Below are 19593 nucleotides of genomic sequence, written 5' to 3'. Positions count from 1 at the left end.
GACCCGCAGCCCTTGGTGGTGGAGCTGGTGAACGCCGGCGGCCTCCGGTGCCGACCAGGACGACGTGGTCCAGCCCGCACCGAAGGTGCCCGCCGGTGCGCCTGCGCGGTCCGGGGGGCCCGAAGCGGCGCACCGGGTCGGAGGTGGCGCGCAGCACCGAGTCCGGCAGCACCCGCACGGGGCCGGGCCGAGGCCTGTGGCCGTACGTGACGGGTCGGGGTGGGCGTGGGAGCGGCGCTGGCGCTCGTGCCCGCAGCTGCTGGTCTGGCCGGGCACGGCGGCCGCCGGGGTCCGCTCGGCGGTGGCGGACCTGGGCCTCGCCGCCGAGGAGCACCCGGCTGTCACCGAAATACTCACCGCCGTCCCGGCCGGCGCCGCGCTCCTCGAAGACCTGGTCCAGCGCGGACCGTCCGTACCCGTCTGGCACCAGCTCGGTGCCCGCAGCGGGCGGGCGGGGCGCCGGGTGGTCTACCCGTCCGGTGCGGCTGCGGAGCCAGCGGGCCGGCCACCCGCGGCGCCCGGGCGGGAGCAGCCGGGGGACAATGCTCTCTCTGCGGGGTTGACGTCCTCGGGCACTCAAGTCAGCGTTCGGCAGGATTCGCTACCCGGCGTGAGCGCGGTGGCGACCACTTGATGCCCAGTCATCCAGCCCGGGTTCTCCCCGTCTCGCCCGCCGGACGCTCAGGCGGGAGGGGTCGGCGTCGCCGCTCGTGCCCGCCTGAGCGTCGACCAGAGCCGGCCCGACTCGGGTCGCTGCGGCAACGTCAGCCGGAGGTCTGGGCTGCTTCCCCGGAGGGGGTCGTCCAGCTGATGATCGCCGCGCCGTTGTGACCGGACGCGCCACTCATTCCGGGCTGGCCTGCACCGCCGGCTCCACCGTTGCCGGCATCATTGGCAGCTTTAACGTAGTACCCGGCGGCACCCGGTGAACCTCCGTTGCCGCCTCGACCGCCAGTGCCGCCCTGCCCATAACCGCTGGTGCTGGAATTCTCGGCAGCACCGCCGACCCCACCGCTGCCCGGCTTGCCGTTGTCTCCAGCCGCCCCCGGACCGTAGTGCTTGGGATAGCGGTTGAAGCAGAAGAGTTCACTCGTCTGAACGTCTCCGCCGCTGCCGCCTCGACCGCCGGTGCCACTGGTGCCGGCGGCACCGTCGGCCCCCGCCTCAGAGCTGGTAGCGCCTCTTCCGCCCTTGCCTCCGGTGGTGCCGGCAGGCGACTCTTTGCCGCCGTCAGCGCCGTACGCCTTGGCGAGCATGATGGCGTTGCCCTTGCTGTCGAGTCTCCAGATGCGGCTGATCGACCCCCCGCCTCCGTTCTTCGCATAGGGCGTCCCGGGACCGGACCCGTCACTTCCGTCGTCCGGGGAGAACGAACCTACGGCACCGCCCTTTCCTCCAGCACCGCCCCGACCCGCCTGACCGCCGCCACCACCGGCGCCGACCTGGACCGTGAGCCTCTCACCCGGGCTGACCGCTGTCGCTTCGCACTTCACATAACCACCGCCCGCGCCCCCACCGCCGCCCCCACCGCTACCCCCGGAACCTCCCCACCCTCCCTTTTGCGACGGGTTGATCACACCCTCAGTCCTCGCGCCGCCTCCACCGCCTCCACCGCCCCCGCCGTTGCCGCCAGCCCCGCCACCACCACCGCCCCACACCTCCAAGGTCACGGAGTAGACACCGCTGGGCACGGTCCAGGAATGGTCACCAGGTGCGTCGAAGACGCCGGTCGCGGGCGTGGGGTCGGCATGTGCAAGGGAAGGACCAGCCATGGCCGTCAGTGCCATCACCCCGGCCACAGCAGTGTTTCGCAGAGCTGCCATCACACTCTCCCGACGATCAAAGGGACAAGCCGTCCCTCGGCAGTACACCGGACCGGGACACCACGAGACGCCTCACGCCACGCACCAGACCCGAACGAGTGGTTCGAACCACTCGGCAGACGGGGGCCGGGCCAGGGGCGGCTCGTTTGGAGGTCCCATCCCACTCGACCACGACAGCGTCGCGGCCCGCCCTCCTCCGCTCCCCCTCTCCCGGCCGGTGGCGCCGCGAAGCGGGACCGCCGGGCCACCGTGCAGCGGACAACCCATCACACCGTCGGCGCGCAGCATCAGGTTGCCGGGATCTCACTTCCGCTCCTGCTCTGCGCGCCCACTCCCCTGCTCCTCTTCTTCGACGCTCCGGTGACCGGACTTCACCCAGCACCCGCCAGGGTGCCCAGGCGGAAGTAGTCGGCGCCCGCCGACCTATGGACAACGGGTGCTGAGCTGCGCAAACCCGCTTCCGGCGGCACCGCCTGACGCAACCCCGAGTAGCAAGCCCGAGAACCAGCCCCGAGCAGCAAGGCCAAGTAGCAACCCCAGAGGCAACCCGTGCCGGGCCGGCTGCGGCCTGCCCGCGGAGGTCAGCGCCACCGGTAGGACGCTCCGGTCATCGCCGGGAGCAGCACGGGGCCGCCCACGGTGGCGTCGGGCCGGACGGCCTGGTGGAGGACGGTGCCGATGTCCGGGTACAGGTGGAGGCCGGCCGCGTCGGCCGCCGGCAGCCACACCACCGGCGCCTGGCCGGGGTCGTCCTGCTCGACCACCGCGACGGCCTGCACCAGGTGGTCGGGCAGGTGGGCAACGTAGACCAGGTGCCGCCGCCGGAACGGCACGCTCTCGCCCGGCCGCTCGGTCTGCTGGTCCTGGGCGAAGCGCAGCACCGGTGGCGCGGGCAGCACCGCCAGGTCGAGGCCGAGCTCCTCGAGCAGCTCCCGGCCCAGCGCGGACTCGGGTTCTTCGCCGCCTTCGACCACGCCGCCGGGGAAGGAGAGCTGTACTCCAGCCGGGCGCTGGAGCCGGGATCAGGCACACCCGACCGCCGTGGACCAGCACCGCGCACACCCGCACACGGACCGGCCCGGCTGCCGTGCCGCTGCTCGTCATGGCCGGTACAGGGTCATCGCCGTGGTCGCTTCGTCGGCGCCGGGCGGCAGCGTCGGCAGCGGCCAGGACGGATCCGGTGCCCAGGTCGGCCAGTCGCCGGCGAACGGCCCTGTGCGGTCGTCCAGCATGGCGATCGCCCGGCCTCGGGCCTGCTCGATCTCGCGGCCCACGTAGTCATCGACCACGCCGAGGCGGCGCAGCTGGGCGTACTCCTCGGTGTCCTTCCAGTGGTGCCCCGACAGGTCGGGGGTGACGACCAGGTCGAGGGCGAGGTCCATGGTGTCGATGCCCAGGCCCGGGCGACGCCGGTAGGGGTGCTCGAAGTTCACGTACCAGCGCAGCAAAGCCAACGGGTTCCCGGAATCCTGAGCCGCAATCGCCCCGAGCCCGAGGGCCAGTGTCATGAATGGAGGGTAGCGAGGCGCGGGTTCGCGGCCGGACGGTGGCTCAGGCACAATCAAAAGCCGTGCCTACCCCTCCTGATCCCTCCGTTCTGTACCCCGAGGTCGCAGCTCACGGCAGCCTCGCCGTAGCGCTCCGAGCCGAGGCGAAGGGCGGCCTCGATGCTGTCCCCGTCACGTCCCCAGATTCCGCTCCGCTGCTCCACGCGACCGTCGCAAGCACCCTGCCGCACCGCGAGCCGCTGCAAATCAGCGCCTGGTCGCACGGGCACCGGTGGTCGATCCGCGGCACGGAGCCGTTCCAGAGCATGCCCCTCGTTGACGGCACGACGGACGACCTGGCGGAGGTCGCCAGGGCCGCCCGGGCTTGGCACGACGGCGCGGCGCTGGACGACATCCGCCGGGTGGCACCCTTCGTGCACCTGACCGGCCGGTTCGAGGTGCCCGACCACGATCCCGCGCGCCTGACGGAATCCGAGTGGCAGAGCCTGCGCCAGGAGGCGGGCGAACTCGAGTACGCCTGGCAGGAGACGCACCGGGCCCTGATCGAGGCAGCCCACGCCGAGCCGGCGCTGCGCGCCCTCTACCCGTTCACGAGCCACTGGGCACTGCGCTTCTCGACCACCACGCGCCCGCGCCTGACCCCTGTCGGGCCGTGCCTGGCTGCGAACAGCGACGGCACGTACGGGGTGGGCAGAAGCCCCATCGGCGAGGACCTCGGCCGGTTCGCCACGGCGCACGAGGCCGTGGCACAGGCCGTCCGCCAGCTACCGTCCGGCCTCGGCCCAGTCACGCTCGGCGGATGATCGTCGCGGGCCTCAAAGCCGTCAACCCAACAGTCACGTCTGGATAGGGTCGATGACGCAGCGTTCCGGGTGAGCTGCTTGGACGTACTTCACGGCCGTGGAAACGGACAGGTCGAAGACCTTCATCAGATGCAGCGGGTCCTCGCTGTGATCCGCCTCGTCCAGGACCCGGTCGATCGCGACCGCTTGGGGCCTCAGCCCCGTCATGCGGAAGACGTAGTGGATGGCGTACTTGTTCACCGGCGGGTGCTCGGCGTGCATCGCGGTGCGCCGGGTGACCAGCAGGTGCGGGTTGGTACTGAACGGCCACTGCCGGTGCCGATCCTTCAGCCACTCCCCGAGAAGCCGCAGAGTGACAGCGTCCAGGTAGACCGTGCGGCCGCCGACCATGAGTCGGCCCCGTGGGCGGTCCAGGTCTGCCACGGTCAGCGCGGTCAACTGCACCGTGCGAACGGCGTGGATGGCGACCAGGGCGACGACCAGCTTCCCGAAGGGGGTGGGCGCCCGGTCGAGAATGCCGGCCAGTTCGGCGTCCGGGATCGGGCGCGGCACGAACTGCGGCCTGCCGCCGAGGTGCACGGTGCGGGCCGGGTCGTGGAAGATCCGCCGCTCCCGCTTGAGGGAGCGGAACAGCGACCGCAGGCCGCAGAACGCGGTGATTCCGGGCGGCCCAGGCCGCTGCTTGATCGCGTCGACGATGTCCGCCCGGTCGACCTCGGCGAGGGACGCGAAGCGGCGTTCCCAGTCGGCCAGCACTGGCAGGACGTAGCCCACGTACCGGCGCACGCTGGCCCATGCGATCGGGACGGAGCGGCGACGGCCGTTGCCGCGCACGTCCCTGACCCAGGCATCGAGATCGGCCTGGTAGCGGGCGGGTGCGGTGGCAATCAGCCGGGTGACCGCGGCCTGGTCCATGCCGATGTTCCGGTCCGGGCGGGGGATCAGCAGACCGCGGGCCTCAAGGAAGTGGGCGACGCGCAGTCCCGCGTAGTTGCTGCCCAGTTGCGCGATCGCCCGGACGTCCGTCTCCGCGATCGGTTCCCGCGCTCCGAGGTAGGCCACAGCCGCGCGCAGAACCCTCCGGTTAGCCAGCCGCGTCCCGGTCCCCCATGCCAACGCGCGAGCGGTGCGGTCCAGTTCGCGGACCAATTCGGCTGCTGCCGGGGTGAGTTCGGGCAGCGGTTTGCCGAGCAGGCCGCTCCACTGCCTCGGCGGCGCGGGGAACAGCGACTGCTGACCGGGGTAGTCCAGGTGGAAGGGGGTCGGTGGAGCGGCGGGGAGCTCCGGCTCGGCGGGGCGGGTGGGGCGGTAGCCGGAGCGGCCGAGCCAGAGCTGGTCCATCACCACGCTGTCGGGACTGCCGGCGGCGACGGCGAGCCGGCAAGCCCGGCACCGGCCTGCGGCCAGCGGCTGCTCCCGGCCGCAGCGTGAACACACACCGTTGGTGCGGAGAGGGGCTCTCGCCCAGGACTGACACGCGTCGCAGTTTCGCTGACCGGTACCGGTCCAGGCCCAGCACCCCTCGCAACTGCGCAGTGTCCGAGCGGGTCGCGGCGTTGCCGGGCGTGGCGGCTTCACATCAGCTCGCGGCCGACGCGGTCCGATCATCCGTCGCCGGCGGGTCGAGGGCTTGGCTTCGGCGCGCGGCCGCAGCAGTCCGGCCTCCCGCAGGACCTGGGTCACAGCCGCCTTCCGGCTGGTAAGGGCGTCGAGGTCTTCTTCGCGGACCTGGTCCTCGTCCGCCTCGCGGGCGGCCAGAGCCAGGCGCGCTTCTGGGATCAGGTTGGGCGCCCAGCGCGGGCCGCGGCCCAGGTCGCTCTGCAGCCGTCGTGCGGTCTGGTCGAGCAACTCGTCCTCGGGGAGCGTGCGCGCCGCGATCCGCCGCCCGTCGCCCGGCCGAAAGATCCGCCTCATCGTCAGCAGCGCCATCTGGCCACGGATCTCCGGGGGACACACTCGCGGGTCATCCGTGCGCGCGGCCGGCTGGTTGGCGCTCCTCCAGTCGCGGGTACTCGGCAGCAGAGACAGCTTCGGACCACCGCCGCGCTTGTGCAGCGGCTGCAGCACCGCGAACTTCACCTCCGGCAGCAGCAGCGCCAGTTGCAGTGGTCGCCTCGGTGCCACACCGCCGTCCTGCTGGGCGCGAACCCAGTCGTGGTCGACGTAGTGGATCTCGATCATGCACGGCCGACACACCTCGTCGTAGGTGAGCGTGGCCGCCCGCGTGCAACGTCGGCAGGCCCCCCGGCGCGGATCGGTGATCTTCTGCCCCCATAGTGCGCACGGCCAGCACGCCCCGTCGGAGCGCAGCTCGCCCCAGCCCTGGCAGGAGCGGCAGCTGCCGTAGCCGAAGGTGAGCCGGTGCTTGGCCATGCGTCGGTGCTCCTGATCGATTCGTTGCCGGGGTCAGTTCGGCGGCAGGGAGCGGCGCCCGCCACCGCCCGGCGCCCGGGGCACCGGGCGCGCCCCGGCCTGGGCCACCGCGGCCTGGCGGGAGGCATCATCGCGCCGCGCGAGGTGGCCTGCGGTCTCGGCCAGCATGAGGTCCGCGACCGTGCAGTCCAGCGCCGCGCAGATCTTGTCGAGGTCGTCCAGGCGCACAGTGACCGGCTGACCGCCCCACATCGCCGCGACCTTGCTCAGCGACGGAGTGAACCCGACCTCGTTGAACGCCGCCAGCAGTTGGACCGGCCGCCAGATATCGCGCTGGGCGGCCACCATCCGAAGGTTCCACTTCATTGCTACGCTCGTCCCTTCAACCGGGTGACCGCGCGGTGCGACGCCTCCATGGACGCCCGCTCGGGATCAGCCTTGACGGACGAGAGGTACCCGACCGTCGTCGAGGCCCAGCGATGTCCGAGGATCTGCTGGACGTCCCACAGCGGCATGCCGTCCTCATAGTGGTGCGTGGCGCAAGCATGGCGCAGCAGGTGCGGGAACAGGTGCGCGACCGGGCCGGTCAGGTGCTGTTGGGATGCCGCCTTCAACGCGCGGCGGAACGCGTCTGCACCGATCGCCGGCGCGACCGGCACGTTGAGCGCGGCGACACCCGCAGGCAGCCGCTCGGACGGGAACAGCGGCGCCGTCGGGTCCGCCGGGTCGTCGCGGAACTCGGCGCGGATCTCCTCGATGTACCACCACAAGAGGTCCCGGCCCTCCTGGAAGAGGTATGCCTGCCGCTCCCTGGGCCCGAACCCGTGCGCGCCCTTGCCCTGGACGACGAACCGCCCCCACTGGCCGAGTTCCCAGTGAACGTCCCCGATCCGCAGCGCGCACAGCTCAGAGGCGCGGACCGCGGAGATGTAGGTCAGCTTCGCCATCACGTAGTCCCGAGCCGCCACCGGGTACTTCCGCGAACCGGGCAGGGCGTCACGCCACGACGCGAAGAACTCCTTCGTCGCCCGTTTCGACGGCGGGATCCGCAGACCGAAGTCCCGACGGTGGACCGGCCGGTTGAACGGATCCACCGGGGACTCGATCGCCGCACCGAACCGCCGAGCGATCTCCCCTGCATATCGCTGCTCCAAGAACGAGAAGTACGAGTCGATCCGCAGCAGCTTGCCTCGCACCGTGGACAGCGCCCGCTTGCCTGCTCCCGAGAATTACCGGTCCAGGTGACGCGGCGTGATCTGCCACGGATACAGGTCGTAGAAGTCGCACAGCTCGATGACCGGCTTGACCAGGTTGTGGAGCGTCGTCGGCGCGAGCCCCGCGACGTCCCGCGCCCAGACGTACTCCATGAGGGTGTCGTGGAAGAACGCCTCCGCGTCCTCTCCTGACGCCCCTGCGGCAGCGCGGCGCTGAATCGAGACGACATCGGCCAGGCCGGTGTCGACCAGCGGCGTGGTCGGCAACTCGTCCGCGTGCCTCGATGGAGGTGCGACGAGCGTCAACCAGCGACTTCCGGAATCTGCCACGATCCACATGAATACCGCAGCTACTCGCAGAATCTGCCAGTTACTCGCCAAACCTCACACGGACGGCGCAAGCTAAATTCGCCCCCGTTGACCTGCTGATTTGCCCTTATGCAGCCTGGACAACCCCGCACGAACCCGCTGGAACTCCACTTGGGTCGCCGGTGGCGGCGTCCTGGAAGCAGTGGACGGAGAACCACTCGCCGTTCAGGAAGTGGCTCAGCAGGGTGGTTCCGGTCCACTGGTAGCGGTCCAGGGTCCAGGTGCCGGCCGCCAGCTCCGCCAGGCCGTGCTCGCGCAGGGCCTGGTCGCCGGTGCGGGTCGAGGTGATCCAGGACGTCGGGGCGAGGCTCTCGATCCCCGGCCAGTACGCCAGGGTCAGCACGTCGCCGGTGTCGGCGACCACCCGCTGCGGCATCGCGGTCCACACCCGCCCGGCGTGGACGTCACGGCGCACCACCGTGGTGCCGGGCAGGAAGAACAGGTTGGTGTCGGTCACCGCTGGAGCCTTCCCAGCGGCAGTGCCGGGAAGTCCGCTCGAAGGCGTGACAGCGCGTCAGGGCTGCGCCGGTCCGGCCCCTGCTGGCGGGGTCAGCCCCTGGTTCCCTGGCCGAGCGCGGCCTGGGCGCCCTCCAGGACACGGACCCCGATCGTGGCGCCTGCCGCCTCGCGCACCGTGGGCACCCGGCCACCAGCGATCATCAGATGTGCGACGAGCGTGTCCTCTGCCAGCGCCCGCCCCGCCCGGAAGGCTCCGCGGTCGAGCGCGAGGAGCACCGAACGCTGCTCGGCGCCGAGCCCAGGCAGCGCCGGGCAGGCTCGCACCGCGAGCCGCGCACGAGAGCGCAGCAGCTCCAGCAATCCCCCCGGGCCGTCCACGGGCACCAGACCCACGTCGGCCCCGACCAGCTCCGCCTCGTCCGCGCAGCCGGCGACGACCGCCGCGAGGAGCAGCACCAACCGGCCGTGCCGTTCGCCGCCGGGCAGAACCTGCCCCAACGCCATCCGCTCGGCACCCGAGTCGGGCCCGACTTCGGCGAAGGCGGTCACCATGGAGTCCACAGCGCCTGGTCGCCGTGCGGCGGGGCGGTGGAGTCGTCGGGGCCGCCAGTGGGGTGATATTGGTCGTCCATGATCTCAACCGCGTCCGGCCGGACCGGGGAGCCCGGGCGGGCGGCGAACTGGAGCGACCCGGCCCAGCGCGCTGATCCCGGCCCGGCGGGCCGTGAGGATCTAGGGTCGGTGCCGGATCCCTGACAGCAGGTCACCCGAGAGGCGGCGCGAGATGCCGGCAGAGCCCACCCGAGAACACGACGTCCTGGTGATCGGCGCGGGGGTGTCCGGCCTCGCCTGCGCCCTCGACCTGCGCGAGGCCGGCCTCGACGTGCTCCTGGTGGAGCAGGCCGAGGCGGTCGGGGGGCGGGTGCGCACCGACCGGCGCGCCGGCTTCCTGCTGGACCACGGCTTCCAGGTGTTCAACACCTCGTACCCGCAGGTGAAGCGGCGGCTGCGACTGGCGGAGCTGCGGCTGCGCCCGTTCACCCCGGGTGTGCTGGTGCAGACCCCGCGCGGCCGGCTCAGGTTCACCGATCCCACCCGGCGCCCCCGGGCCGCCGCGGACCTGCTGCCCGGCCGGCTCGGGTCCGCCCGGGACATCGCCGCGCTCGGCCTGCTCGGCGCCCGGGACGCCCTGCTGCCGCCCGCCCTGCTCCGCCGGAGCCGGGACACCTCCACCCGTTCGGCGCTCGCCGCGTCGGGGATCTCGCCCGCGTTGGTGGAGGACTTCCTCCGGCCGTTCCTGTCCGGCGTCTTCCTGGAGGAGGAGCTGGAGACCTCCGCGCGCTACTTCCACCTGGTCTGGCGCAGCATCCTGCGTGGCACCCTCTGCCTGCCGAACGCCGGCATCGGCGCGGTGCCCGCGCAGCTCGCGGCGGACCTGCCGGCCGGGGTGCTGCGGCTCGGCACGCCGGTGCGGGAGCTGACGGCGGCCGGGGCGGCGCTCGCCGACGGGACCGAACTCCCGGCCCGGGCCGTGGTGGTGGCCACCGGCCCGGGCGCGGCCGCGGCGCTGCTGCCGGGGCTGGCGGTGCCGGCCACCCGTACGGTGACCACCCTGTACCACGCGGCGCCGGTGCCCCCGCTGGCCGAGCCGACCCTGCTGGTGGACTCCGCGCGGCGCGTGCTGAACACGGTGGTGCTCAGCGAGGTCGCGCCGGGGTACGCGACGGACGGCCGGGCACTGGTCTCCACCTCGGTACTGGGGGCGGCGGACCACCGGGAGGCCGAGGTGCGGTCCACGCTGGCCGGGCTGTACGGGACGGACACCTCCGGCTGGGAGCACCTCGCCTCGTACACCGTGAGGGAGGCGCTGCCGGCGATGCCGGCGCCGTGGCCACTGATCCGCCCGAGCCGGTTCGGCGCGGGGCGCTACGTGTGCGGGGACCACCGGGCGACCGGCTCGCTGCAGGGGGCGATGGCCTCCGGGACGAGGGCGGCGCGTGAGGTCCTCCAGGACCTGGGCCGCTGAGACTGTCGACCCGTGTGACAGACGGCCAGGCGGTCTCCGATACGCCCTCACGTCAGAGACGCACGGCACACCGTCAAGGGTCCGCCTCCTTGCGGGTGGGGACGTAGACCTTGCGCAGCGCCCGGATGGCCTTGTCCAGCTCCTCGGCCGGCGACATGAACAGGTCGCTGTCCAGAACTTCCAGGCCCGCCATCCGCCTGTACGACGTACCGGACGCGTCCAGCGGCCGCTCGAATCCTCCCGTGTTCCACCGTCCGGCACCACGGACCGCCGGGTGCGGGCACGCGGCGCCCCAATTGCGTCCCGGCCCGGCCGGCCTGTTCAGGTCCCACCCGGACGGGCGCCCGGCAACGGGGCGGCGGGCGTCAAGCACCCCGGAGGAGACACGTCCGCCAGCACCCGGCAACACCCGGGCTGCGGGCCGGGGACCACCACTGCGCGCAGGTACTGCTCGCCGGGGAGTGCTGGCACGGGCGTTCGGCAGCTCTGGGCCGCCCGCCCGGGACCGGGACCCGCGGCGGTGGCAGTAGACCTCTGCCGCCGCGACGGTACCGGCCCGGATTTTCAACGACGGGGGTAACCCGTGGCGTCGGGCGACCGATCGCGGAGGCCGGGCCGCGCCGCACAACAGCCGAGGGGCAATCATCCCGGGGCGCGTTCGCAGACGACGGGCGACGTCCACAGCGCACCGTGTCGCCCCCGACCGAACCACCAGCGCCGTCATCCACACCGCAGGACGGGAACAGGAAATTCTTCGGCACGGCCTGGGTGATGAAAAGCCATTATGCGGCTCCGTGGCCGCAAGATTTCCTGTTCCCTCTCGGAGGGCAGGCATCCTCCGGCCCAGGCAGGTCAGGAGGCCCCGCCCACAGGTGACTGCTCGACGGTGACGGTATGCCGCAGGAGCGTCCGTTCCTCTCCCCGCTCGTTCCCGATGCCGTGCCCGGAGCCGAGGAGTTCGCGAGGACGCGGCAGGTCCTCGGGTGACCCACCGTAGCGTGCGCCGGCCACCACATCACGGCGCGGCGCCCCGCGCATGGGACGAGACACCTCGCCAGTGACATCCGCCGCTCCACGCCCCGCCCCGTCCACGACCGCGGCGGCGCTCCCGGCCAGGCATCACACACCCGGCCCTCCCATGCGCTCGCCGGCAGGCGTCGGCACAGGGGTTGCTGACGGATCCGATGGACGCCGCGATGCCGCCGGCGTCGAGGTGCTCAGCCAGGCGGAGTGACGTGTACTGACTTCCTGCACCGCTGTGGGGTACCAACTCGTTTGGCAGGGGCGGCGTCCGTCACGGTCGCGCTGCCGCAAGGCCGTCTCCAGGGCATCGGCAGGCCCTCTTCATGCTGGACCCGTACTCGGCGGGTCAGCTGGCCGGCACGGCACTGGTCGGCGCACTGGTGCTGCTCGCACCGGCCGCACTCGTGGACATCACCCGGCGGGGCCGGTGGGAGATGGCCGCACTCGCGCTCGCCGTCGCGCTCCCCGCGATCGCGGCCGACCGGTACACGGCGCAGTACCTGCCGCTGCCCATGCTGGGCCTGCTGCCGATCTGGCTCGGCACCGTGACGGCACCAGCCCTGCTGCGCCGACTGGCCGGCTGACGGAGGGACCCGGTCCGAGCCGCGGGCGTCGGGCTCGGGACACTGCCCTGGCTGATGCCCATGACGGCCGTGGCCGCCTTCGACCCGCCCGCGCGTCTGCGCCCGCTGCTCGAATACGCCGGAGCCTGTGTGGCCCCGCTCGGCGTGGCCCTGGCGGTGGCCGGAGCGGTCCAGCTCGCCCGGCGGGTCCGGGCGAGCGACCCGTCCGATCCGGCCTGACCCCGGCCCGGGGTACGCGGGCTCCTCGGGCCCGCGTACCCCGGGCCTGCGCGCTCCGGTGCCCGGCCGGCCCGGCGGCGGGCTTGCCGCCCGCTCGCAGGCGCTGGGCCCGGTGTGCGCAAACGTGAGCGTGGAGTCGGTGCTGTCGCGGCTCTCGCACTGGCAGTCAGCGGTCCGGTCCCGGTGACCACCGGCGGTCCGTAGGCCCGCAGGCGGACCCGCGGATCAGTCGTGATCGTCGTGCGGGTATCGCAGGCCGATCAGTTGCCTCACAGCGTCCAGCGTACGGAGAACCGCGAGTGTGCCGTCCAGGGGCACCAGCGGCGACTCGCTCTGCCCGGCCAACAGGCAGCGCATCACCTCGGCGGCCTCCAGCCCGTAGCCATGGCCGATGACGGCCGGAGCGGGAAAGTGCACCGGCTCGCCCACCTCGCGATGGAGGACGATCCCGGGCGGGTTGAACAGGTTCACCGGGATATCGATGCGTCCACGTGTGCCGTAGACGACGGCGGCCTGGCTCAAGGTCGCGGCGAAGGAACAGGTCAGCGATGCGGTGGCCCCACCGGGGTGGCCGAGCAGAATGCTCGTGTGCTCGTCCACGCCTTCCGGCGTCAGCTGGGCCCGCGCGTGGACGCGGTCCGGGCTGCCGAGCAGGAACTGCGCCAGCGCGACGGGGTAGACGCCGACATCGAGCAGGGCGCCGCCGCCCGCCGCAACGTCGCGAAGCCGATGCCATCGGTCGACCTCGGCCCGCCAACCGAGTTCGGCGTGCAGGGATCGGACCTCACCGATCGCACCGTCGGCGAGCAGGTCGGCCGCCTTGCGCAGGGCGGGGTTCAGGAGCATCCACATGGCTTCCATCAGGAACGTGCCGCGCTCGCGGGCGAGGGTGATCAGCCCCCGCGCCTGCGCGCTGTTCACGGTGAGAGGCTTCTCGCAGAGCACGGGCCGCCCGGCGTCCAGCAGCATCTCGACGGCCTGGTGGTGGTAACCGTGCGGCGTGGCCACGTACACCACGTCCACGTCCGGATCGTCCGCCAGGTCCCGCCACGATCCGTGAGCTCGCGGGATCGCGTGCCGGGCGGCGAACGCGCGCGCCGTCCCCGCGTCGCGGGAGGCGACAGCCGCGACCACCGCGCCCGGCGTTCGGCGAAGATCCTCGGTGAACGCCGTGGCGATCCCCCCGGTGGCCAGGATGCCCCAGCGGACGGGACGTTCATGAGCCGAGTCCACAGACCACCTCTTGTCTAGACCAATGATGCGTCGCGGCAGTACGGTACGGGAGGCTCCACGGACCGGCAACCATCACCCGGACTTGCCGTTCAGCACACGCAAACGCGCGCACCGCCCACCTCAGCTCCCCGTGGTCCACCCGGTGAGCCCGTCAGGCACCGGACCCCTCTGTGACGCGGTCGCGGCCTCGGACCGCCCGCTTCCGGCCCCAGCCCCGACCGGCCGACGCGGCAGCTACTGCGGGCAGGCGTGCCGCCAGACCGCGCTGCGCAAGCGCCGCCTCGACGAACAGGCCCTCACCTGCGGCGGGTCCGGGCGCGGGTCTCGCCGAGCAGGCCGCCCTCGGGGCCGCCACTCTCGCCCTCGTCCGTGCTCCGGACGGGCGCGGGGACTTCCGGATCGTCGACCGCAGCAAGGACGTCATCATCCGGGGCGGCCTCAACGTCCACCCCGGGAGGTCGAGGTGCTGTACCGGCACCCGGCGCTCGCCGGGGCCGCGGTGGTCGGCGTGCCGCACCCGACGCACGGGCAGGAGGTGGCGGCGGCGGTCGTGCTGCGGCCCGGCGCCGGGGCGACCGCCGAGGAGGTGCGCGAGTTCGTGCGCGCCCGGGTCGCGAGCTACAAGTACCCGCGGTTGGTGGGGACGACGGAGGCGCTGCCCAAGGGGGCCGACGGGGAAGATCCTCAAGCGCGAGATCGCGCCGCCGGTCCGGCTGCTCCAGCGGCCCGGCACCGGGCGGGCGTCGGTGCGCAGGCCGGCGTCCGCCCGCTGCCAGTGGCGTGCTCGGGTGGTGTCGCGCGTGGGGCGCCGGGGCGGTTGCCGACCTGGTCCGGTGCGCCGGTCCGGGTCTCAGCCCACGGGGTGGTTCGCCCAGAGCGCCGGATCGTTCACGTTGTCCTTGGTCACCAGGGGCGCGGGGAGCTGGTCCTCCAGGCCGTTGGGCAGCTGGATGATGGTGGACTGGTGGTCGGTGGGCCCGGTCTGGAAGGACCTGCCCTGGGCCGCGGCCCGGGCGTAGAAGAGGGCGTACTTGGCGTAGAGGTCGGCGGGCTGGGAGACGGTGGCGTCGATCTGGCCCTCCCGGATGGCGGCGAGCTCGGTCGGGATGCCGTCGTTGGAGACGATGGTGATGTGGCCGCTCTGGCCCGCGGGCTTGAGTAAGCCCTTCTGGCGCAGGACGTCGAGGGTGGGCTGGAGGAACACCCCGCCGGCCTGCATGTAGATGCCGTTCAGGTCGGGGTGGGTGGCCAGGGTGGACTGGAGCTTGGTGGCGGCGACGTCGCCCCTCCAGTCGGTCGGCAGCTCGATGACCTGGATCTTGGGGTAGTTCCGCTTCATGCAGGTGGCGAACGCCTCGGAACGGTCGTAGCCGTTGACCGAGTTGAGCGCGCCCTGGAGTTCGGCGACCTTGCCCTTGCCGCCGAGCTGCTTGCCGAGGAACTCGCAGGCCTTGGTGCCGTAGGCCTTGTTGTCGGTGCGCACCACCATGTAGACGTTGCCGTGTTCCGGCTCGGTGTCGACGCTGATCGCGTTGATGTTGGCGGCGAACAGCCCGGAGAGCGTGACATCGGTGGTCACGGTGTTCTGCGGCGCCATCACGATGGACTTGGGGCGGCGGCGCTGCAACGCCTGGATGTTCGCGGTGAACTTCGCCTCGTCGCCCTCGGAGTGGGTGAGCGGCAGGACGTCCAACTGCTGGGCGCCGATCTCCTGCTGGAGGTACTTCGCGTAAGCTTTCCAGAAGTCGGAGTCGGTGCGGGGGATGTCGATGCCGATCTGCTGGGCGGAGCCGCTCGGCCCGCCGGAGCTTCCGCAGGCGCCGAGGCACCCGGCGAGGAGCACGACGACGCCGCCCGTGCAGGCGGTCCGGGTGGTACGTGTCTTCATGTGGCGAAACGTCCTGGGTGGTAGGGGTCCGGCGGATCGGGGCGAGGCGCCGGGGGCCGGGGTCTCGGCACGTCGCCGTCAGGCGGTGGTGCCGGGGCCCCGGAGGTCGGTGGTGGTTCCGGTGGCGAGCCAGTCCTCGACCGCCGCCACGTGCACGGTGCTGGCGCCGGCGGCGCGCAGGGCATCGCGGTCGACCAGGGCCCGCCAGAGGGCCTCGTGCTCCAGGTGGGCCTGCTCGCGGGCGGGGGAGATCCGGGTGCCCGCGGCGCAGGACCGGAGGAGGGCGCCGCGCACGATCCGCAACCGCTGGGTGTGGGTGGAGAGGACGCCGAGCAGGGTGGACAGCACCGGGTTGCCGACGGCGTCGGCGATGACGCGGTGGAACTCGATGTCCAGCTCGACGAACTCCTCGATGCCGATGTCCGTGGCGCTCCGGTCGAGGATCGCCCGGAGCGCCAACAGCTCGTCGTCGGTGAGCCGGCCGGCGGCGAGGGCGGTCACCTGGGGTTCGAGCAGCCGTCGGGCCTGGAGGAGCTGGCGGGCGGTGCGGCCGTGGGAGACGTCGGCGGCGAAGGCCAGGGCTTCGAGGAGCAGGTGCGGCTCCAGCCCGCAGACGTAGGTGCCGTCGCCCTGTCGGGGGACCAGGATCCGCATCGCGGTGAGCGCTCGCACGGCCTCGCGCAGCGAGCCGCGGGACAGCCCGAGCTGGTCGGCCAGGCCGGCCTCGCTGGGCAGCCGGTCACCGGGCTGCAGGACGCCGGAGACGATCATGCCCTTGATCTTCTCGATGGCCTCGTCCGTCACCCCGATGGTGATCGCCTCCTGCGTCCGGGTGTTCGCGCCTACGGGGGTCGGGCGAGGCCGCGGCGGCGCGGCCGGCCGGACCCGGTCCCGGCGGCGCCGCCGCGGCTCGCAGGCCGTACGACCCGTCACTCCTGCTTCTCGCCGGAGGCGAAGCGGGAGATGATCAGCGCGACGATGATGATCGCGCCGTTGAGGAACTGGTTCCACAGCGGCGGCACGCCCGCGAGGGTCATCACGTTGACCACGAGCTGGAGGGTCAGCACCCCGGTGAGCGCCCCGAACAGGGTGCCGCGCCCGCCGTTGAGGCTGACGCCGCCGATGACGGTGGCGGCGAAGACCTGGAAGATCCAGCCGTTGCCCTGGTCGGCGGAGATGGACCCGTAGTGTCCCGTGTAGAGGACGCCGGCGAAGGCGGCCACCAGGCCGCCGAGGACCAGCACCGTCCAGGTGATCCGGTCGACCCGGATGCCGGCGGCACGGGCGGCCTCGGGGTTGCCGCCGATCGCGTACAGCGCGCGGCCGTGGCGCAGCCAGGCGAGCGCGCACCCGCCGGCGAGGAAGAGCAGGGCGCAGATCCAGATCGCCGCCGGGACGCCGAACCAGCGGGCGCCGCCCAGGTAGGTGAACGAGCCGGGCAGGTTGACGATCGACTGCCCCTGGGAGACGGCGACCTGGAGCCCGCGGAGCAGGGTCAGCGCGCCCAAGGTGACGATGAAGCCGTTCAGGCGCAGCTTGAGGATCAGGAAGCCGTTGACCGCGCCGATCAGCGCGCCGACCGCCAGGCACAGCGGGACGGCCGTCCAGGAGGGGAACAGCCCGAGGCCGTTGAAGCGCGCGCCGTGGTCGGGCAGGACCAGCCAGACCGCGATGACCGGGGCCACACCGATCGTGGACTCCAGCGAGAGGTCCATCCGGCCGGCGATCAGGATCAGCGCCTCGGCCAGGACGAGCAGGCTCAGCTCGGTGGCCTGCTGACCGACGCCCAGGAGGTTGTCGGAGGTCAGGAAGGCCGGCGAGACGGCGAAGCCGATGACGCCCAGGACGAGCAGGACCGGCACCAGTGACAGGTCGCGGTAGCGGGCGAGGGTGAAGCGGCGGTCGGCGGGCGCGGTGACGGCACTCGCCGGGCGCGCGCGGACCTCAGTGGTGGGAGACATCGCGTTCCTTCGTGTCAATCGGGCCGGCCAGGCCCTCCATGGCTGCGACCAGCTGTTCGTCGCTCCAGCCGTGTTCGAACTCGGCGACCACGCGGCCGTGGAACATGGCCAGGACCCGGTCGCAGACCCGCAGGTCGTCGAGTTCGTCGGACACGATCAGGGCGCTTCGCCCGGCGTCGGCGACCTGGCGGACGGTGCCGAGCAGGGATTCCTTGGACTTCACGTCGACGCCGTTGGTGGGCCGGACGGCGATGAGGACGTGCGGTTCGGTGGCCAGCGCCCGGGCGATGACCACCTTCTGCTGGTTGCCGCCGGACAGCGCGGACACGGGGGCCGCCGGCCCGGGCGTCTTGATGTCGAGTTCGTCGATCATCCGCCGGGCGAAGGCCCGGGTGCGCGAGGGCAGCACGGTGCCGAACGGGCCGAGCTGGTCGGTGACGGTCAGGGTGGCGTTCTCGGCGACGCTGCGCTGCGGAATGAGGCCCTGGAGGTGCCGGTCCTCGGGAACGAACCCGATGCCCGCGGCGAGGGCGGCGGGGACCCGCCCGGTACGCACCGGACGGCCGGCCACGGTGATGGTCCCGGTCTGGGGGCGGTGCAGGCCGGCCACGGTCTCGCCGAACCGGACGTTGCCGCTGGCGGCCGCGCCGGCCAGGCCCACGACCTCGCCGGCCCGCGCGGTCAGGGTCACGTCCTGGAAGGCGCCGACCAGGCTCAAGCCGGTGACGGTCAGCAGCGGGGCCCGGTGGGTGCCCGTCCGGCCGGTCACCGCCCAGGACGGCTCGCCGCCCCGAGCGCTCTCCCCGGTCATCGCCTCCACCAACGCCCGCCGATCGAGTTCGGAGACCGGCGCGGTGACGATGTGACGCGCGTCCCGGTAGACCGTGACAGTGGAGCAGAGGTCGTAGACCTCCTGCAGATGGTGGGAGATGAACAAGAAGGCGACGCCCTGCTCCTGGAGCGAGCGCAGCTTGTCGAAGAGCAGCTCGATGCCGCGGGCGTCGAGCTTGGCGGTGGGCTCGTCCAGGATGATGAAGCGGGCACCGAAGGACAGCGCCCGGGCGATCTCCACGAACTGGCGCTGTTCGACGGTCAGGTCCTCGGCGCGAACGGTCGGGTCGACGTCGACGCCGTACTCGGCCAGCAGCTCGGCGGCGCGCCGGCGCAGCCGCTTCCAGCCGATCGGCCGCAGCGCGCCTCTGTCGTCGGGGCCGTGCCGGTTCAGGAACAGGTTCTCGGCGACGCTCAGCGCGGGGATGACGGTGGAGCGCTGGTACACGCAGGCGACCCTGGAGCGCCAGGCAGCGGTGTCGCCGGGTGCCGGGGCGGGCTCGCCGCCGAACCGCAGGGTGCCGGTGTCCGGGCTCTGCAGGCCGGTGAGCACCGAGACGAGCGTGGACTTGCCCGCGCCGTTGCGGCCGACCAGGGCGTGCGACTCGCCGGGCGCGACCGAGATGCGGGCGTCGCTGAGGGCGACGGTGGCGCCGAAGCGCTTGCTGATCCCGTCGGCCTCGACGACGGGGCCCCGTCCGGGGCTGGGGTCCGCCATGGCGGGGTCCTTTCCGAGGGCTCCGGTGAACGGCGGCGGGTGGCCGCAGGCTCGGCCGGCACCGCCGTTCACCGGGGGCGGGGACTACTTGCCGACGTTGTTGCCCCAGAGGCTCTGGTCGTCGACGTTCTCCTTGGTGACCAGGGGGGCGGGGAGCTGGTCCTCCAGGCCGTTGGGCAGTTGGATGATGGTGGACTGGTGGTCGGTGGGACCGGGCTGGAAGGTCTTGCCCTCGGCCGAGGCCTGCGCGTAGAACAGCGCGTACTTGGCGTAGAGGTCGGCGGGCTGGGAGACGGTCGCGTCGATGTCGCCCTTGCGGATCGCGTCGAACTCCTGCGGGATGCCGTCGTTGGAGACGATGGCGATGTGACCGGGCTGCCCGGCGGGCTTGAGCAGGCCCTTCTGCTGGAGCAGGGCGAGGGTGGGCTGCAGGAAGACGCCGCCGGCCTGCATGTAGACGCCGCCCAGGTCCGGGTTGGCGGCCAGGGTGGACTGGAGCTTGGCGGAGGCGACGTCGCCCTTCCACTCGGTGGCCAGCTCGATCACCTGGATGTCGGGGAA

18 protein-coding genes and 2 pseudogenes are annotated in these 19593 nt (G+C 72.5%); 5 read left to right on the top strand and 15 right to left on the bottom strand.

Annotated features, from left to right (window positions below; translation table 11 throughout):
- Positions 1–764: 764 nt before the first annotated feature.
- The 3 genes and pseudogenes from ACFWA9_RS21535 to ACFWA9_RS21525 form a co-directional block, all read right to left on the bottom strand.
- Entirely contained in the window at positions 765–1256 is a 492-nt protein-coding gene (locus ACFWA9_RS21535) for a hypothetical protein (RefSeq protein ID WP_380388969.1), read from the bottom strand.
- A 1148-nt stretch (positions 1257–2404) separates the two neighbouring features.
- Positions 2405–2818, bottom strand: a pseudogene (locus tag ACFWA9_RS21530) (NUDIX domain-containing protein); the annotation flags it as partial.
- A 105-nt stretch (positions 2819–2923) separates the two neighbouring features.
- Entirely contained in the window at positions 2924–3331 is a 408-nt protein-coding gene (locus ACFWA9_RS21525) for a hypothetical protein (RefSeq protein WP_380388967.1), read from the bottom strand.
- Between the two features lie 305 nt (positions 3332–3636).
- On the opposite strand from ACFWA9_RS21525, the gene ACFWA9_RS21520 reads away from it, so the two are divergent.
- Entirely contained in the window at positions 3637–4134 is a 498-nt protein-coding gene (locus tag ACFWA9_RS21520) for a DUF6193 family natural product biosynthesis protein (RefSeq protein WP_380388966.1), read from the top strand.
- Between the two features lie 33 nt (positions 4135–4167).
- Here ACFWA9_RS21520 and ACFWA9_RS21515 read toward each other — a convergent pair whose 3' ends face one another.
- The 6 genes from ACFWA9_RS21515 to ACFWA9_RS21490 all read right to left on the bottom strand — a co-directional run bounded on the left by ACFWA9_RS21515 (position 4168) and on the right by ACFWA9_RS21490 (position 9101).
- Positions 4168–6507 carry a hypothetical protein gene (locus ACFWA9_RS21515; RefSeq protein ID WP_380388964.1) on the bottom strand — a complete coding sequence of 780 codons (2340 nt, stop codon included), beginning with the start codon at positions 6505–6507 and terminating at the stop codon, positions 4168–4170.
- Between the two features lie 33 nt (positions 6508–6540).
- Positions 6541–6873: a helix-turn-helix domain-containing protein gene (locus ACFWA9_RS21510; RefSeq protein ID WP_380388963.1), complete on the bottom strand. Its 333-nt coding sequence runs from the start codon at positions 6871–6873 to the stop codon at positions 6541–6543.
- Between the two features lie 2 nt (positions 6874–6875).
- A complete protein-coding gene (locus tag ACFWA9_RS21505) occupies positions 6876–7703 on the bottom strand; it encodes a tyrosine-type recombinase/integrase (protein WP_380388961.1) in 828 nt (275 codons plus the stop codon).
- Positions 7704–7736: 33 nt separating this feature from the next.
- Entirely contained in the window at positions 7737–8051 is a 315-nt protein-coding gene (locus tag ACFWA9_RS21500; RefSeq protein WP_380388959.1) for a hypothetical protein, read from the bottom strand.
- Between the two features lie 106 nt (positions 8052–8157).
- Positions 8158–8547, bottom strand: coding sequence for a hypothetical protein (locus ACFWA9_RS21495; protein WP_380388957.1), 390 nt, complete (start codon positions 8545–8547; stop codon positions 8158–8160).
- A gap of 92 nt (positions 8548–8639) precedes the next feature.
- Positions 8640–9101 (bottom strand): hypothetical protein, encoded by a 462-nt coding sequence (locus ACFWA9_RS21490; protein WP_380388955.1) that lies wholly within the window; start codon positions 9099–9101, stop codon positions 8640–8642.
- A 232-nt stretch (positions 9102–9333) separates the two neighbouring features.
- On the opposite strand from ACFWA9_RS21490, the gene ACFWA9_RS21485 reads away from it, so the two are divergent.
- The 3 genes from ACFWA9_RS21485 to ACFWA9_RS21475 all read left to right on the top strand — a co-directional run bounded on the left by ACFWA9_RS21485 (position 9334) and on the right by ACFWA9_RS21475 (position 12401).
- Positions 9334–10575, top strand: a complete 1242-nt coding sequence (locus ACFWA9_RS21485; protein ID WP_380388953.1) for an NAD(P)/FAD-dependent oxidoreductase — start codon at positions 9334–9336, stop codon at positions 10573–10575.
- A 1346-nt stretch (positions 10576–11921) separates the two neighbouring features.
- Complete coding sequence (locus ACFWA9_RS21480) at positions 11922–12182, top strand: hypothetical protein (RefSeq protein WP_380388951.1); 261 nt, start codon at positions 11922–11924, stop codon at positions 12180–12182.
- A 54-nt stretch (positions 12183–12236) separates the two neighbouring features.
- Positions 12237–12401, top strand: a complete 165-nt coding sequence (locus ACFWA9_RS21475; RefSeq protein WP_380388949.1) for a hypothetical protein — start codon at positions 12237–12239, stop codon at positions 12399–12401.
- A 225-nt stretch (positions 12402–12626) separates the two neighbouring features.
- Here ACFWA9_RS21475 and ACFWA9_RS21470 read toward each other — a convergent pair whose 3' ends face one another.
- Positions 12627–13634, bottom strand: a complete 1008-nt coding sequence (locus ACFWA9_RS21470) for a Gfo/Idh/MocA family protein (protein ID WP_380388947.1) — start codon at positions 13632–13634, stop codon at positions 12627–12629.
- Positions 13635–14011: 377 nt separating this feature from the next.
- Between ACFWA9_RS21470 and ACFWA9_RS21465 the strand changes: the two are divergent.
- A pseudogene (locus ACFWA9_RS21465) lies at positions 14012–14344 on the top strand (long-chain fatty acid--CoA ligase); the annotation flags it as partial.
- A gap of 140 nt (positions 14345–14484) precedes the next feature.
- On the opposite strand, the gene ACFWA9_RS21460 reads toward ACFWA9_RS21465, so the two are convergent.
- The 5 genes from ACFWA9_RS21460 to ACFWA9_RS21440 all read right to left on the bottom strand — a co-directional run.
- Positions 14485–15522, bottom strand: coding sequence for a sugar ABC transporter substrate-binding protein (locus tag ACFWA9_RS21460; RefSeq protein ID WP_380388945.1), 1038 nt, complete (start codon positions 15520–15522; stop codon positions 14485–14487).
- Positions 15523–15600: 78 nt separating this feature from the next.
- Entirely contained in the window at positions 15601–16332 is a 732-nt protein-coding gene (locus ACFWA9_RS21455) for a FadR/GntR family transcriptional regulator (protein ID WP_380389007.1), read from the bottom strand.
- 119 nt (positions 16333–16451) lie between these two features.
- Positions 16452–17483, bottom strand: coding sequence for an ABC transporter permease (locus ACFWA9_RS21450; RefSeq protein ID WP_329485059.1), 1032 nt, complete (start codon positions 17481–17483; stop codon positions 16452–16454).
- A complete protein-coding gene (locus tag ACFWA9_RS21445) occupies positions 17467–19032 on the bottom strand; it encodes a sugar ABC transporter ATP-binding protein (protein ID WP_380388944.1) in 1566 nt (521 codons plus the stop codon). Before ACFWA9_RS21445 ends, ACFWA9_RS21450 begins: the two co-directional genes overlap by 17 nt.
- Before the next feature lie 84 nt (positions 19033–19116).
- A partial coding sequence (locus ACFWA9_RS21440; RefSeq protein WP_380388942.1) for a sugar ABC transporter substrate-binding protein occupies positions 19117–19593 on the bottom strand: 477 nt, incomplete at its 5' end.

The sequence above is a fragment of the Kitasatospora sp. NPDC059973 genome, from assembly GCF_042737525.1.
Classification (GTDB): Bacteria; Actinomycetota; Actinomycetes; order Streptomycetales; family Streptomycetaceae; genus Kitasatospora.
The sequence above is the reverse complement of the archived record's forward strand: the minus strand, read 5'-3'. Positions and strand labels throughout refer to the sequence as shown.